Here is a 15,601-nt window from a genome sequence, read left to right as displayed (position 1 = left end):
ACTAACGTAAAAACAGCGGCCATGATGTCGCCGGGGCGACATTGACAGCACTGCCTGAGAAGCCATGACCATTGCGCATATCAGTCATTTTGCATGAAATGGGGAAAAGTGTCGGTGGCAAGAGGCGTGTGCAGCAATCCCAAACAGCTTTGCATCGCTGCACACCGGCCCTCACACCGCGTTGTGTCAGGCAGCCACCATACGCGCAATATTCACTTTCTGTGCCAGATCGCCCGGTGCACGGTAACGCGCCAGCAATTCTTCCTGCTTGCCACGCACCTGTGTGAGCGCCTTGTCTTTGACATGTCCATAGCCGCGGATCTGCTCGGGCAATTGGGCAATTTCGACGGCCAGCGCCAGCTTGTCGGCGGTGAGTCCATCCAGCAAAGACATCACCGTTTCGCGATACTCGGCAATCAGGCGACGCTCGGTTTTGCGCTCTTCGGTGTAACCGAAGACGTCGAATGCGCCACCACGCAGGCCCTTGAATTTTGCCAGCAGCTTGAACGCCGACATCATCCACGAACCGTATTTGGCCTTGACCAGACGGCCTTGCGCATCCTTTTTGGAAAACATCGGCGGCGCCAGGTTGAAGCTCAGCGAGAAGTCGCCTTCAAACTGCTGCTTCAGTTGCTCCATGAAACGGCCATCGGTGTAGAGGCGCGCGACTTCGTACTCATCCTTGTAGGCCATCAGCTTGGACAAATTGCGAGCCACTGCCAAGCTGAGCTTGTCGCCCAGGTTCAGGGCGGCCTCCTTCTCACGCACCTGTTCGATGAAGCGTGCGAACGATTCTGCGTACGCCGCATCCTGATAGTCGGCCAGGAAAGCCACGCGGCGCTTGATCAGCTTGTCCAGTGTTTCCGGCATGCGGATCACCACCGGTTGCGCCGGTACGGCAATACGCTCAACACGGGCCAGATCGACGGCGGCGCGGCGGCCCCACAGGAAACTGGTCTTGTTGGATTCGATGGCGACGCCGTTCATTTCGATAGCGCGCAGCAAGGCGGCTTCGCTTAACGGCAACTCGCCACGTTGATACGCATAGCCAAGCATGAACAAGTTGGTCGCAATCGAATCGCCCATCAATGCCGTTGCCAGACGTGTCGCATCGATGAAATCAGCCTGTTGATCAACCGATTCCTGAATCAGCGCCTTGACGTCTTCAAATGGAAATTGCCAGTCGGGATTCTTGGCGAACTGACCCGGTGGTTGCTGATGCACATTGACGACGGCACGGGTGCGGCCGGGACGCATCTTGGAAATCGCATCGTGCGAGCCTGCAGTCAGCATGTCGCAACCGAGGATCAGATCGGCTTCACCGGTGGCGATGCGCTGGGCGCGGATGGCTTGCGGTGTGCGCGCGATACGCACGTGTGAAGTCACCGAACCGTTCTTTTGCGACATGCCGGTCATGTCCAGCACCGATGCGCCCTTGCCTTCCAGATGTGCAGCCATGCCCATCAGTGCGCCGATGGTGATGACGCCGGTGCCGCCGATGCCGTTGATGAGGATGTTGAACGGTGTCTCGCAGGACGGGATCGCTGGCTCGGGCAACACGCCGAAGTCGTCGGCGCTATCCTTCTTGATGACGCCGGTTTTGGATTTTTTGAGCTTGCCGCCGTTGACGGTGACAAAACTCGGGCAGAAGCCTTTGACGCAGGAATAATCCTTGTTGCACGAGGATTGATCGATGGCGCGCTTGCGGCCGAACTCGGTCTCCAGCGGCAAAATCGACGTGCAGTTCGATTGCACGCCGCAGTCGCCGCAGCCTTCACAGACGGCTTCGTTGATGAACAAGCGCTGGTCAGGGTCGGGATATTCACCTTTTTTGCGGCGGCGGCGCTTCTCGGCGGCGCAGGTCTGGTCATAGATGATCACGGTCACGCCGGGCAGCTCGCGCAGTTCGCGCTGCACCGCATCCATGTCCTTGCGGTCGTGGATGGTCGCCAGCGCCGGCAAGTTGGAGCGATCGGCGTAGCGGCTGATGTCTTCGCTCACCAGCGCGATGCGCTTGATGCCCTCTGCCGCCATCTGCTGCGCGATCATCGGCACGGAGGTGGTGCCGTCAACCGGCTGGCCGCCGGTCATCGCCACGGCATCGTTGTAGAGAATCTTGTAAGTCATGTTGACGTTGGCCGCCACCGCAGCGCGAATCGCCAGATAACCCGAGTGGAAATACGTGCCGTCACCAAGGTTGGCAAACACGTGCGGCACTTGAGAAAACGGCGCCTGTCCGATCCACGGCCCACCCTCGCCGCCCATGTGCGTGGTCAGCTTGTTGAATTCCGGATAGATCGCCGTCGCCATCACGTGACAGCCGATACCGGCCAGCGCAAAGCTGCCTTCCGGCACCTTGGTCGAGGTATTGTGCGGGCAACCCGAGCAGTAATATGCCGGACGCGGCGGTGTGCTGACCGCCTTGTTCAGAACGGCATCCTTGGCATCGAGGAAGGCCAGACGCGCCTTGATCAGGTCGCTGGTGTGGAACCGCGCAATCCGCGCCGCGATCACGCGTGCAATCTGCGCCACCGAAAAATCCGCCTTGGAGGTCAGCAGCCACTCGCCGCGCGGCGCCACCCATTCGCCTTTTTCGTCGAACTTGCCGATCACGCGAGGACGCACGTCATCGCGCCAGTTGTAGAGCTGTTCCTTGAGCTGGTACTCGACCATCTGGCGTTTTTCTTCCACCACCAGAATCTCGTCCAGGCCTTGCGCGAATTCGCGCACGCCTTCCGGCTCCAGCGGCCACGGCATCGATACCTTGAACAGGCGCAAACCAATCTCGGCAGCGAAGTCTTCGTCAATACCGAGCTCACTCAGCGCTTCCAGCACATCGAGATAGGATTTGCCTGACGCGATGATGCCCAGCCGCGCCTTGGGGCTGTCGATCATCACGCGATTGAGCTTGTTCGCGCGCGCGTAGGCGAGCGCGGCGTAGATCTTGTAATCCTGCATCAGCGCTTCTTGCTTGCGCGCCTGCACCCCCAGCGTGTCGGTCGACAAACGGGCGTTGAGACCGCCTTCGGGCATGACGAAGTCGGCCGGATAGTTGATCTCGACGCGGAAAGGATTGGCATCCACCGAGGCACTCGACTCCACCGTATCGGCCAGCGCCTTGAAGCCCACCGTACAGCCGGAGAAGCGCGACATCGCCCAGCCGTGCAAGCCGAGGTCAAGGTATTCCTGCACGTTGCAGGGATACAGCATCGGAATCATCGATGCAGAGAATATGTGATCTGACTGATGCGGCAACGTCGATGAATACGCGCCGTGATCGTCGCCCGCTACCAGCAACACGCCACCTTTGGCGGAAGTGCCGGCATGGTTCATGTGCTTGAGCACATCGCCGCAACGATCCACACCCGGGCCTTTGCCGTACCACATGGCGAACACGCCATCGACCTTGGCCGGACCGATCAGATCGACCTGCTGCGTGCCCCAGACGGCGGTCGCCGCCATATCTTCGTTGGTGCCGGGCTGGAATCTGACCTTGTGCGCATCAAGATGCGGCTTGGCCTTCCACAGGGCCTCATCAAGACCGCCCAGGGGCGAGCCGCGATAGCCGGAGATAAAGCCCGCGGTATTGAGCCCGGCCTTCTGATCACGCAAATATTGCAACAAAGGCAAGCGCACCAGCGCCTGGATACCCGACAGAAAGATGGAGCCGGAGGTCGCCGTATATTTGTCATCCAGACTGACCTGGGCCAGCGCTGTTGCTGAAGCCGATGAAGCAGCCGAAGATGCGGAAGAGGATGTTGCTGCAGAAGTATGAGTTGCTAGCTCCTGGACTGTCTGTCCTGCCACGTCTGGCAGGATCGACAATCCAGCAAGCTCGGCTGCCGAACGGGATTCCATGTCTGTCTCCAAAATGTTTATTCAGATATCGCCTGCCATTACTGCACCGGGTACGATGCGTTACTGCCAGACAAAATGACCGTGGTAGCGGTCTTCACAACAATCCGTTCACCGAAACTGCTGTGACTGAAGTCTATGCTTTTGGAGGAAGAACAAGGAAATACCGTTTTTCGATGATGGTATAAGTTTTAAATATACCCCCTGCACCCTCCAGCCATAAACCGCGCTCTGCCGGTGGCAGCTTGCCCTCAATCAATGGTAGGATCGCTGCGTTCGCCCGGCGTGGTTCAGCATGGCTGAAATGGCCAAATTGACCGGCGTCTTCATCCAACACCAACAACATCAAGTCATGAAACGAGTCATCACCAGCATCCTCATCGGCGTCGTGCTCTACTTCCTGCTGCCGTTCATCACCAAATTCATCCCGCAATACCGCCTGGCCGTCTGGTCGATCACGTCCGCCATCGTAGCGTTTGTGGTCTCGGCGGGCATGGACCGGGTATAGCCGGCTCTAAGCATTTTCCCGAGGCAGACCTTCTTTCAGTACCCGTCGGAACAATCATGACCAGCTCGCCATTTGCCAAGCTTCCGGAGCCGCCCTATTACTCCGTCATTTTTTCTTCGCAACGTACTGAGGGTGACAGCGGCTATGGGCAGATGGCTGATCGCATGGTGGAGCTGGCAGCTGAGCAGCCCGGCTATCTCGGCGTAGAAAGCGTGCGAGGCGCCGACGGCTTCGGCATCACGGTCTCCTACTGGAGCAGCCTCGAAGCCGTCGCAGCATGGAAGGCGGTGGCGGAACACAGGATCGCGCAGGAGACGGGTAAAGCGCGCTGGTATGCGCATTACGAAGTACGCATTGCACGGGTGGAACGAGCCTATGCAACACGGCTTTGATGACAGACATTCAGCATCGATTGCCTCGCTCACCCCGTGTGTCCGCTGCCGGGTTCTCTTACTCAATCATCAATAAAGACGGTGCAGTTGAACCGTCAATCTCGATATCTGCATGCCTGAGGCAACCTACAAGACCGCCACCTACTGGCAGCAGTACCAGCCCTTCTTCCCGGAAGATGTACGCATCTCTGCGGACAATGCTCCCGCAGAAGAATGGTTTGCCTGGCGTGGTGCGTCTATTCATCTTGATCGGTTTTCATCGCCTTCATCGCCACTGACCATCATCGTCGTCCATGGCGGTGGCGGTTATGGACGCATGTTTGCGCCGCTGGGCCGGCTGCTGCATGAAGCCGGTTATGACGTCATTGCTCCTGACTTGCCCGGATATGGATTGACGCAGGCAGATGCGTCCATGATCGACTACGCGACGTGGGTCGATATCCTGTGCGATCTTGCCGCCGACGAATATCGCCGCCGCGGACGCCGCGTCGTGTTTTTCGGAGGAAGCCTTGGTGGCTATCTGGCCTACCTGTGCGCAGCGCGCATGGGTAAGGAGATTATCGCCGGCGTCATGGCGACGACGTTGGCCGATCCGCGATCGCCGCTGGTGCGGCGTCAGTTTGCGCGCAACGCGCTGGTGCTGCACGGGATGATGCCGCTGATGCCTTGGTGTGCCGCCCTGTTCGGCAAGCTCAGATTACCGGTGAAGTGGTTTACCAAAATGCACGCCATGTCGAACGATCCGGCGTTGAACCGACTGGTTGCCAATGATCCGTTCGGCGGCGGCGCGCATGTTCCTGTCCGCTTCATGCAGTCGATCTTTACAGTGCGCCCGCTTGTCGAGCCTGAGGATTTCGACATCTGCCCGGTGCTGCTGGTGCATCCGGCGAATGATCGCTGGACCGGCGTCGCTTCGAGCCGGCCGTTCTTTGATCGGATCAAGGGCGAGAAGACGTTGGTCATGCTGGAAAATTGCGGACACTTTCCCGTCGAAGAGCCTGGCATCACTCAACTTCGCCTGGCCGCGCTCGGGTTTCTGTCCAAAGTTGCAGGCTGACTCGCGCAGACAATCCCTCGAAAGCTCATATTGCAGCAGCCAAGCGCAACTCCTTTCGCACGGGATGATGCGTCCATTTCCACGAGATTAACTTCATCACAGCCTCGCATTTCACGCCTCAAGACGGGATGTCTCTTCTCGCAAAACGCATGCGTGTTAGCGCTAACATTGATATCATTGTGCTTCGTTGTTCCTGGATTTTTACTCTTTCTGCAGCAGGATTTCACCTGTTCCGATAAGAAGACGTTGCAAAGAACCAGGTTTTTTGCACTGCCAGGACTGTTTTCCAGCGCTGCCCGATCAGGCTCGTGTCATCATGCATTTGGATTGATCTGCATGAACTACTGATCCGCCAGACGCTCTCACGCTTTCAACAAGCAACCGCAGGAGTTTGCACAATGCGCCAGGTCACCAACCCCAGCATGAAGGTCGCGTCATGAAGCCGCCCGTTCCCGCTTCGAAGACAGCACCCAAGGCCGGCTTCAAACTGACAGGCGGCATCAGCCGGCGTCACATGCTCATCGGACTGGCCGCACTAGTCGCCGAAGCCGGCTTCTGGAGCAACCCGCTGTTCAGCAATGCCCAGACTGCGCCGGCCCCCATTGCACCGCCACCACCCAGTCCCGAAGCCGTCGCCTTCCTGACCTTTTCCAAACGCATCACCGGCCATACCGATCTGAAGCTCGATACCGCCAGCCGGATGGAAGCTGCGATGCGCAAGACCTATCCCGATTTTGCTGCGCAGTCGCCAAAGCTGGCCGCGTTGCTGCAGAACGAGCAGGATCCGAAGGCTTTGCTGGCAGCCGCCACCGACGCCGGTCTGCGCGACCTGACGCTGGCGATTGTCGCCGCCTGGTACACCGGCACCATCGGCAAAGGCCAACAGGCGGTTGTCGTCTCGTATGCCGAGGCCTTGATGTATCAGCCTGTCGCCGACGGCCAGACCGTGCCGACGTATTGCAATTACGGTCCGCTGTGGTGGACCAAGGCCCCGCCGGAGATCCGTGTCTCCGCCCCCGTTGAAGCGGCCCCTGTGCCTGCGCCTGCCACCACCGGCACTCCCGAACCTAAAGCAAAGACATTATGAAACTCCCTATCTTTTCCTCCGAGGGCGATGCAACGGCCGATGTCGTGATCGTCGGCTCCGGCGTGGTCGGCGCCATGATCGCGGATCAACTCGTCAGCCAGGGCTATTCAGTCCTGATGCTCGAAGCCGGTTTGCGCATCGAGCGCGCACAAGCAGTTGAAAACTGGCGCAACATGCCTTTTGAGAACCGTGTCGGGTCCGACTTCCAGGGCTTGTATCCGCAGGCTCCCAATGCACCGGCGCCGCTGTACTTCCCAAAGAACAATTACATCGCGCTGTCCGGCCCTGACGGCAACGGCTTCCAGCAGGGTTATCTGCGCACGGTCGGCGGTACCACGTGGCACTGGGCGGCATCATGCTGGCGCCATCTGCCGGTCGATCTGAAGATGAAGTCGACCTATGGCGTCGGCCGCGACTGGCCGATTTCGTATGAGGAGCTGGAGCCCTACTACTGCCGCGCCGAAGAAGAAATGGGTGTGGCCGGGCCGAATGATGCGAGCATGCAATCGCCGAGCGAGCGCAGCAAACCGTACCCGATGGACATGGTGCCGTGGGGCTATGGCGACAAGCGTTTTGCCGAAGTGGTCAATGCTCACGGCTATAACTCAGTGCCGATTCCGCAAGGACGCAGCACGCGTCCGTGGCAAGGCCGTCCGACCTGCTGCGGCAATAACAATTGCCAGCCGATCTGCCCGATCGGTGCGATGTACAACGGCATCCATCACGTCCAGCGCGCCGAGATGAAAGGCGCCAAGGTCTTGCCGGAAGCCGTGGTCTACAAAGTCGATACCGATCAAAACAACCGCATCACTGCCGCCTACTGGTACGACGCCGGCAAGCAATCGCACAAGGCGACCGCACGCGCTTTCGTGTTCGCCTGCAACGGCATCGAAACACCGCGCCTGCTGTTGCTGGCCGCGAATGCCGCGAACCCGAACGGCCTCGCCAATTCGTCGGATCAGGTCGGCCGCAACATGATGGATCACTCCGGTTTTCACTGCACCTTCCTCGCGAATGAGCCGATCTGGACCGGTCGCGGCCCGGCGCAAAGCAGCTGCCTGGTCGGCCCGCGCGATGGCGCGTTCCGCTCCGAGTATTCCTCCAACAAGATGATCCTCAACAACATCACACGCGTCGGCCCCGCCACCCAACAAGCATTGAAGCTCGGTCTGGTCGGCCAGGAGCTCGACGATGAAATCCGTCGCCGCGCCGCCTTCGGCGTTGATCTGTCGATCAGCCTCGAACCGCTGCCGGAAGCCAACAACCGCCTGACCCTGAGCAAGACCCGCAAGGATCCGCTCGGACTGGCCTGCCCCGACATTTACTATGACGTCGGCGAGTACGTGCGCAAAGGCGCGGAAGCGGCGCACAAGCAACTGGAACATATCGGCCAGTTGTTCGGCGCAGTGGAATTCAACATCACTACCAGCCTCAACGCCAACAATCACGTGATGGGCGGCGTCATCATGGGTAGCGATCCGAAAGACTCCGTGGTCGACGGCAACTGCCGCGCCCACGATCACGCCAACCTGTGGCTGCCCGGCGGCGGTGCGATGCCATCGGCCAGCGTCGTCAACAGCACGTTGAGCATGGCGGCACTCGGCTTGCGCGCTGCCGACGACATCAGCAGAACACTGGCGAAGGGATGATCATGACTCGCGCATCCCTTCTTTCTTCGCGGCCCTTCTCCCAACGCGACGGCGCGGTCTTGCTGAACACCTTGCTGAGCGCGTTGCTGTTCACCGCAGGCGTTGCCAGCGTCCACGCGCAGGAGCAATCGCTGGAGAAACCGCCTGCGCCGCCGGCTGCAGTCACACCTGCTGCTGCCGCTCCTGCAACATCTGCAACACCAGCCAACCCCGTCAAAGCAGACATCGAAAGCGGCCGCTACCTCGCCATCGCGGCCGACTGCATGGCCTGCCACACCGCGCCGGCCGGCAAGCCCTACGCCGGCGGCTACGCCATCGAGTCGCCCTTGGGTACGATCTACGCGACCAACATCACGCCGTCCAAGACAGCGGGTATCGGCAACTACAGCGAAGCGCAGTTCGCCCGCGCCTTGCGTGAAGGCGTGCGCGCCGACGGCAGCCATCTGTATCCGGCCATGCCGTACACCAGCTATGCCATGCTGACCGACAGCGATGTGCACAAGCTGTACAGCTATTTCATGAACGCGGTAACACCAGTCAACGAACCGGCCAGCAGCCAGACCAAGCTCCCCTTCCCGTTCAACGTGCGCATGTCAATGACGGTGTGGAATGCGATCTTCCTCGACACCAAGCGCTTCGTCCCGGATGCATCGAAGTCGCAGCAGATCAATCGCGGCAAATACCTCGCCGATGGCCTCGCGCATTGCAGCACCTGCCACACGCCGCGTAATTTTCTGATGGGTGAAAAAGGCGGCTCGGCGCTTGCCGGTGCGCCGCTGGGCCCATGGCATGCGCCCAACATCACCTCCGACAAGGTCAGCGGCGTCGGCGGCTGGAGCGATGCCGAGCTGATGCAGTATCTGAAGACCGGTCACGTTGAAGGCAAAGGCCAGGCCGGCGGCGCGATGGCGGAAGCGGTCACCAACAGCTTCCAGCATTTGCGTGACGACGACATCGCCGCCATCGTGGCGTACTTGCGCACGGTGCCGCCGGTACGCGACGCCACGCAGAGCAAGCCTGCCTATAGCTACGGCAAAGCCGTAAGCGACGAGTCGGCGCTGCGCGGTACACGCGGACCGAATGAGCACAACAGCCTCAACAGCGGCGCGGTGCTGTTCAGCGGCTATTGCGCCAGCTGCCACGCGGCATCGGGTGCCGGCAGCAACGGTCAGGATTATCCTTCGTTGTTCAACAACACGGCCACCGGTTCGCACAATCCTGCCAATCTGGTGTCGGCGATTCTGTACGGTGTGGAACGCAAGGTCGGTGACAAGGAAATCCTGATGCCGCGCTTTGATGCGCACTCCTACGTCAATCCGCTGACTGACCAGCAAATTGCCATGATCGCCAACTACGTGTTGAAGCAATATGGCAATCCGGAAGTGCAAGTCAGCGAGGCCTATGTGGCGCAGGCGCGCAAAGGTGGTGAACAACCGATACTCGCAAAACTGCAGCCGTATATTGCACCGGCCATCGGTATTGCGATTGTGCTGCTGTTGTTGATTATCTTCGCAGTCATCTCAGTGCGTCGACGTCGCCGCATACCGTTCTGAGCATCATTGATGTAACCACCATCAAAGCCGGTAACCGCCATGGTTGCCGGCTTTTTTGTTTGTGTCAGACGCATGACTCGCTTTGAGATTTCACACTGCGATAACTTGTTCGGGTTATCCTTATGCAATCATTTCTTGATGCAATGCGCTTTAGATTCCAAAGGGAAATAAGACGACCAGCAACAAGATATTGCGCATCGACACATCCTCTACAAATCGCCATAGCCATCCATGACCGAACCGATTCAGAAGCAAATGGAACCCGACAGCGCCGTCTACAAGACGCTGCTGGAATCCACCAAAGCCATTCCCTGGAAGATCGACTGGAGCACGATGAAGTTCGCTTACGTCGGCCCGCAAATCGAAGAATTGTTAGGTTGGACGCCGGAGAGCTGGGTCTCGGTGGAAGACTGGGCCACACGCATTCACGCGGAAGATCGCGAAGGCGTGGTGAACTATTGCGTGTCGCAATCCAAGGCCGGCGTCGACCATGAAGCCGACTACCGCGCCATCACGCGCGACGGCGAACACGTCTGGATTCGCGACGTGGTGCATGTGGTGCGCAAGCCGGACGGCGAAGTCGATTCATTGATCGGCTTCATGTTCGACATTACCGAACGCAAGAAAACCGAAGCGCGTCTGGTCGAGCTGCAAAAAGAACTGGAAGCGCTGTCTTATTGCGATGCCCTGACCAATGTCGCCAACCGCCGCATGTTCGACTCCGCACTGGAAGTGGAATGGGCCAATGCCGTCAAGAATCGCACGCCGCTGGCAGTGATCATGCTTGATATCGATTACTTCAAGCAGTTCAACGATCACTACGGCCACATCCGCGGCGACGCCTGCCTGAAGCAGATCGCCACCGCACTGAGCGGCGCCGCAACGCGCACACGCGACTTCTTTGCGCGCTATGGCGGCGAAGAGTTCGTGCTGATCCTGCCGGAGACCGACCGCGCGTCGGCGCTGAAAGTGGCGCAGCGCTGCCGCAAGCTGGTGCTGAAAGAAAAAATCCCGCACGAAAAATCACAGGTCGAAAAAGTCATCACCATCAGCCTGGGCATGAACACCATCATTCCGTCGACGCAGGATCACCGCATCAACTTCATGGAGTCGGTCGACAAACGCTTGTACATGGCCAAGCAACGCGGCCGTAACTGCATCGTCGCCGACGACTAAGGCCTTCGGCTATCCTCAGACGGCGACCGGATTCCTCTGTGCATCTTCGGTCGCCGGCTTACCCTTGCTGGTCTTTGACGGCGTGCCAATCAGGATATCTTCATAGAATGCACCGATCGGTTCGGTCGGATGGCGCAGCTGCACCTCCAACACCCAGACCGCGTCGCTGGGCACGATATCCATTTCCGCCAGCTTGGCCGGGCCAAACAAGGCGTGCGGAAAATCTGCGACGCGATGGCCGGCCAGATTGCGCTCCAGCAGCCAACCGCCTTCCGCGGCAACCCGCTCGGCCAGATCATAGAGCTCACGCCCGGTCAGTCCGGTGAGCCAGGCTTCTTTGCTGGCACTGAACACGTCCCGCGCCGCCTGAGCACATGCGGCATAGAGCGCATGCTGGCCGAACACGATGGTGTCGCCAAAGTCGCCTTCATAGCCATCCCATACCGGCCCCAGATCGACCACGGCGATGTCGGTCGCTTGCAGACGGCGCTCTTTGTCCGCGCCTTGCCGCGGCGTTCTCACGGTGTCGTCGCCGAAGCGGATATAGGTCGGATGCCAGGTATGCGACGAACCCATCTGACGCAGGTGTTCGTTGGCCATCTCGATTGCTTCGCTGGTGGTCATGCCGACACGCAGCTTACCGACGATCTGCGCCAGTGCACGTACTGATTGCTCACGTGCGGCCAACATGCCGTCGAGCGAATACTTTGGCCCGACGCGTTCCCACACCGGATCGAAACTGCCACGCACCAGTGCTACTTCGCTGGCCCCCGAAGGCACGAATGCTTCGGCAACGAAGTGATGCGCCTCCAGCCCCAGCGCGATGCAACGCTGGCGTGCGTCCTGCACCATCCTCGGATTGCCGCAAGCGTAAACCAAAGTGCGGCTCCAATCGTAAGCGTGAGTCGCCGCAAGATCCTGCACATGTGCCTGCTCGACGCCGAACCAGCGGAAGCGTTTGTCTTGCACTGCCAACGCATCCAGAAAAGCGCGGTCATAAAAATCGCTGCTGCTCGCGCCGCCCCAATACAGCGTCACCGGCACATTGCCGGCCTCCGCCAAAGCCGCCAGCAAAATCGGCTTGATGCCTGCGTAACCGGTGCCGGTCGCCAGCAGGATCAACGCATCATGCGCGCCCGGCTGCCAGGTGCAGGCGCCAAACGGGCCTTCGATGCTGAAGACATCGCCTGGTGCCAAGCGGCCCAGCATGTCTTGCGAGAATTTGCCGCCGTTGACGCGGCGGATATGGAAAACCAATTCACCATCATCTACTGCAGGCAGATTGGCAACAGAAAAGCAACGGCTGCTGCCATCATCGAGAAAGAATTTGACGTACTGCCCTGCCCTTACCTGTACTTGCATGCCGGCTTCGCCCTGCGGTTTGAGCACCAGCTTCGTCACATCGGGAGCCACGGCTTCCTTCATCAGGATCGTGGCTTCCAGCCGCAGTGCTTGTGCGTGCGGCGACCAGCCGGGGATGTCGATGCACATGTCGCCGCAGGCATGGCTCTGGCACAGCAGCATCTCGTCCGGAGCCAAAGGGTAAGGCGTGCCGGCGGCCACATAGGGATTGCTTGCGTGAGCGCCACTCAGCACCTTCACCTTGCACGAGCCGCACTCGCCGCGGCGGCAAGAGAACGGTATCGAGATACCTTCGGCCAGCGCCGCGTCCAGCAGCAATGTCTCGTCGTCGACGGCAAAACTCTTGCCGGAGCCGGCCAACTGGATGGTGTAGGTAGTGGGCATAAGTATCTTTCCTTATCTGGATAGCTGAGTTCATTGAATCGCAGAGAGTGCGTCCGTGAACAGTATTGTCAGGCTAGAATAGGACCATTGAAACCTCCAGATTTGAATATTCCAGATGGTCCAGATGAGAACATGGCGGCTCTTGCTCGATCTCGATGCGTCGCCGATGAAGGCGTCTTACCGCAAGATCGTTGATGGCCTGGCGAGCGCCATCCAGAACGGTCGTCTTGAACCCGGCGCAGCCCTGCCCGGAACGCGCGAGCTGGCGGAGATTCTCGACGTCAATCGCAAGACGGTGATGCTGGCCTACGAAGAAGCCATCGTCAAAGGCTGGCTGGTGAGCGAGCCGCGGCGCGGCACTTTTGTCAATGCCTTGCTGGAATCACCGCAGGCATCGTCACAAGCAACATCAACCAAACGCAAAGCGGCACAGACGGCATCGTTTGCTCCCGAAGTCATCTCTCCTGCGTTACCGCCCTATTTCGACGATCTGCATCTGCCATCGGTACGGGCCGGAAGGAACGGCGAGTCCATGTATTTCGACAACGGCGCGCCGGATCACAGGCTGCTGCCGCAGGCGGTATTGCATCGCTATTACCGCAACGCGATGACGACCGCCTTCAAATCCAACTGGGTCAAATACGGCAATCTGGAATCCGCAGAAAAGCTGCGTACAGCCCTGGCCGACATGCTGCGCACTACGCGCAATCTGGCCGTGACCAGTGACAACATCTGTCTCACGCAAGGCACGCAGATGGCCTTGCATCTTGCGGCCAGCGCGCTGATCCGGCCGGGCGATGTGGTGCTGGTGGAGCGTTTGAGTTATCCGCCTGCATGGGCGATTTTTCTTGCGCTGGGGGCGCGTATTGAAGTCGTCGACATCGATCAGGACGGCTGCAAGACCGATCATGTCGAAGCGCTATGCAAGCTCCATTCAGTGAAGCTGATCTACGTCACGCCGCATCATCAGTTCCCCACCACGGTCAGCATGCGCGCCGATCGCAGGCAAAAACTCCTGCTGCTGGCGGCGCGTCATCGCTTCACCGTAATTGAAGAAGATTACGATCACGAATATCACTTCGAGGGCCGTCCTTACCTGCCGCTGGCCAGCGATCCTCAGCAACGCAATGTGATCTACATCGGCTCGCTGTCCAAGTTGCTGGGTTCATCCTTCCGTTGCGGCTTTATCGCGGCGCCGGTGAATCTGATTGAAGTGCTCAATCACAATCTGCTGCTGATGTCGACGCAAAGCGACGCCGTCATGCAGAAAATGCTGGCCGACCTGATCAGCGACGGTGAGTTGCGCAAGCATCTGCGGCGCGCGTCAAAACTGTACCGGCTGCGTAAAGAGGCGTTGCAGGACGGTTTGCAGACTGCATTCGGAGAGGATATCCGCGTGCGCAATCCGGAAGGCGGACTGGCACTCTGGGTCGAATTCGACAAGCGCATTCGCGTCGATGCCCTGGCCAAACACGCCGCGGACAAGAAGCTGTTCATCCGCAGCGGTCGCCAGTTCTCGCCGCAAGATAGCGCCGTGAATGCAGTACGGCTGGGCTTCGCTTCCATGAATCCGGACGAAATCGGCATCGCCGTCAAACGTCTGCACGAAGCATCGCGGCTGGCGATGAAGAAGTAGCCGGAGCGATTTCCCGCCTTCGACGTGTTTAGTTCTTGTCCAGCAGCGCCGGCAGCTCTTTAAGGAAGGCATCTCTGTTGTGGATGCCGGCGCTGATTTTTTCTTCTTTCTCTTCCTGGATCAGGCGCACGAACACACGAGTGCGATTGCCCTTGGTCGCCCAGCCGACGAACCAGCCATAAAAATGTGCCTTGTCATAGCTGCCGTCCGCATGCTGTGGCGCAGCTGCGCCGGTCTTGCCGTAAATTTGCCAGCCATCGTCCGATCCCTCGGGCAGCATGCCGAGTTTCATGATGCTGGCGGTCATGTCGATGGCATGCGCATCCACCGGCAGTTTCCGGTTGACGATCTTCGCCAGGAATTGCGCCTGCTCCTGGGGCGAGATCTTCAGCGATGAGCTGATCCAGGCGCGATCCAGAGCATTGTTCTTGCCTGCATCGCCGGAAAGATCGCGATTGCCGTAGTGGAAAGCATCCACGTATTTTTGCAAGCCGGCAGCGCCGATAGCGTGTGTGATCTGCTGTGAATACCAGACCACCGAATACTTCATCCATGCCGCCGGATCGGTCGGCTGACGCCAGGCCGGATTGCCCCAGTAGGTATAGCCTTCGCGAAACGGGATCGTCGGCCCGTGCTCATCTTTGAGGAAACCCGCATCAAAGCCCATCAGGCTGAGCGCGACTTTGAACGTGGACGCCGGCGTGAAACGCTCGGTGCAATTGCCTTGCTGGAGAATGGGGGCGGTGATGCCGGCATCGCTGATGTGCGACGCGTCGGCGACGATGGTGCAGATGGTTTTGGCTTCCGTCTCGGCGACAAAAAGCGATGCGCCGACGGCGAAGACGGCTGCGATCACGTAAAACATGATTTTCCTTTGGCGGATGTTCTGAGCCAGACATGGGCCGCCCCCCTTCAGAGGTGCATGCCATGTCGAGCGGCTGC

General features: G+C 59.3%; 11 protein-coding genes. 8 read left to right on the top strand and 3 right to left on the bottom strand.

The genetic code is table 11. From position 1 onward, the window contains the following. Positions 1 to 186: 186 nt before the first annotated feature. A complete protein-coding gene (locus tag hmeg3_RS10790) occupies positions 187 to 3,858 on the bottom strand; it encodes an indolepyruvate ferredoxin oxidoreductase family protein (RefSeq protein ID WP_094563719.1) in 3,672 nt (1,223 codons plus the stop codon). A 349-nt stretch (positions 3,859 to 4,207) separates the two neighbouring features. Here hmeg3_RS10790 and hmeg3_RS24950 point away from each other — a divergent pair, with 349 nt between their 5' ends. From hmeg3_RS24950 to hmeg3_RS10755, 7 genes are all read left to right on the top strand, one after another. Then, positions 4,208 to 4,363 carry a hypothetical protein gene (locus hmeg3_RS24950; RefSeq protein ID WP_198361823.1) on the top strand — a complete coding sequence of 52 codons (156 nt, stop codon included), beginning with the start codon at positions 4,208 to 4,210 and terminating at the stop codon, positions 4,361 to 4,363. Positions 4,364 to 4,419: 56 nt separating this feature from the next. Further along, on the top strand, positions 4,420 to 4,755 hold the full coding sequence (locus hmeg3_RS10780) for an antibiotic biosynthesis monooxygenase (protein ID WP_094563717.1): 336 nt from the start codon (positions 4,420 to 4,422) through the stop codon (positions 4,753 to 4,755). Between the two features lie 112 nt (positions 4,756 to 4,867). Then, positions 4,868 to 5,812, top strand: coding sequence for an alpha/beta hydrolase (locus hmeg3_RS10775; RefSeq protein ID WP_094563716.1), 945 nt, complete (start codon positions 4,868 to 4,870; stop codon positions 5,810 to 5,812). Between the two features lie 436 nt (positions 5,813 to 6,248). Then, entirely contained in the window at positions 6,249 to 6,899 is a 651-nt protein-coding gene (locus tag hmeg3_RS10770) for a sugar dehydrogenase complex small subunit (RefSeq protein ID WP_094563715.1), read from the top strand. Continuing rightward, the gene (locus tag hmeg3_RS10765; protein ID WP_094563714.1) at positions 6,896 to 8,548 is read left to right on the top strand and encodes a GMC family oxidoreductase; all 1,653 of its coding nucleotides are present in this window, start codon (positions 6,896 to 6,898) and stop codon (positions 8,546 to 8,548) included. Before hmeg3_RS10770 ends, hmeg3_RS10765 begins: the two co-directional genes overlap by 4 nt. A 2-nt stretch (positions 8,549 to 8,550) precedes the next feature. Then, entirely contained in the window at positions 8,551 to 10,101 is a 1,551-nt protein-coding gene (locus tag hmeg3_RS10760) for a cytochrome c (protein WP_094566259.1), read from the top strand. Between the two features lie 231 nt (positions 10,102 to 10,332). Further along, positions 10,333 to 11,277 (top strand): sensor domain-containing diguanylate cyclase, encoded by a 945-nt coding sequence (locus hmeg3_RS10755; protein WP_198361822.1) that lies wholly within the window; start codon positions 10,333 to 10,335, stop codon positions 11,275 to 11,277. Positions 11,278 to 11,292: 15 nt separating this feature from the next. Here the strand turns inward: hmeg3_RS10755 and hmeg3_RS10750 are convergent, their stop codons facing one another. Then, positions 11,293 to 13,023 (bottom strand): NAD(P)H dependent flavin oxidoreductase family protein, encoded by a 1,731-nt coding sequence (locus tag hmeg3_RS10750; protein ID WP_094563713.1) that lies wholly within the window; start codon positions 13,021 to 13,023, stop codon positions 11,293 to 11,295. Between the two features lie 124 nt (positions 13,024 to 13,147). Between hmeg3_RS10750 and hmeg3_RS10745 the strand changes: the two genes are divergently transcribed. After that, positions 13,148 to 14,659 carry a PLP-dependent aminotransferase family protein gene (locus hmeg3_RS10745; RefSeq protein WP_198361821.1) on the top strand — a complete coding sequence of 504 codons (1,512 nt, stop codon included), beginning with the start codon at positions 13,148 to 13,150 and terminating at the stop codon, positions 14,657 to 14,659. A 28-nt stretch (positions 14,660 to 14,687) separates the two neighbouring features. Here the strand turns inward: hmeg3_RS10745 and blaOXA are convergent, their stop codons facing one another. Next, a complete protein-coding gene (blaOXA, locus tag hmeg3_RS10740; RefSeq protein ID WP_094563711.1) occupies positions 14,688 to 15,524 on the bottom strand; it encodes a class D beta-lactamase in 837 nt (278 codons plus the stop codon). Positions 15,525 to 15,601: the final 77 nt, after the last annotated feature.

The organism is Herbaspirillum sp. meg3, from assembly GCF_002257565.1.
In the GTDB taxonomy this organism is placed as follows: Bacteria; Pseudomonadota; Gammaproteobacteria; order Burkholderiales; family Burkholderiaceae_D; genus Herbaspirillum.
The sequence above is the reverse complement of the archived record's forward strand: the minus strand, read 5'-3'. Positions and strand labels throughout refer to the sequence as shown.

Coding starts and splice junctions, on each gene's coding strand:
- hmeg3_RS10790 (WP_094563719.1), bottom strand. CDS start 3,858: ATGGAATCCCGTTCGGCAGCCGAGCTTGCTGGATTGTCGATCCTGCCA.
- hmeg3_RS24950 (WP_198361823.1), top strand. CDS start 4,208: ATGAAACGAGTCATCACCAGCATCCTCATCGGCGTCGTGCTCTACTTC.
- hmeg3_RS10780 (WP_094563717.1), top strand. CDS start 4,420: ATGACCAGCTCGCCATTTGCCAAGCTTCCGGAGCCGCCCTATTACTCC.
- hmeg3_RS10775 (WP_094563716.1), top strand. CDS start 4,868: ATGCCTGAGGCAACCTACAAGACCGCCACCTACTGGCAGCAGTACCAG.
- hmeg3_RS10770 (WP_094563715.1), top strand. CDS start 6,249: ATGAAGCCGCCCGTTCCCGCTTCGAAGACAGCACCCAAGGCCGGCTTC.
- hmeg3_RS10765 (WP_094563714.1), top strand. CDS start 6,896: ATGAAACTCCCTATCTTTTCCTCCGAGGGCGATGCAACGGCCGATGTC.
- hmeg3_RS10760 (WP_094566259.1), top strand. CDS start 8,551: ATGACTCGCGCATCCCTTCTTTCTTCGCGGCCCTTCTCCCAACGCGAC.
- hmeg3_RS10755 (WP_198361822.1), top strand. CDS start 10,333: ATGACCGAACCGATTCAGAAGCAAATGGAACCCGACAGCGCCGTCTAC.
- hmeg3_RS10750 (WP_094563713.1), bottom strand. CDS start 13,023: ATGCCCACTACCTACACCATCCAGTTGGCCGGCTCCGGCAAGAGTTTT.
- hmeg3_RS10745 (WP_198361821.1), top strand. CDS start 13,148: ATGAGAACATGGCGGCTCTTGCTCGATCTCGATGCGTCGCCGATGAAG.
- blaOXA (WP_094563711.1), bottom strand. CDS start 15,524: ATGTTTTACGTGATCGCAGCCGTCTTCGCCGTCGGCGCATCGCTTTTT.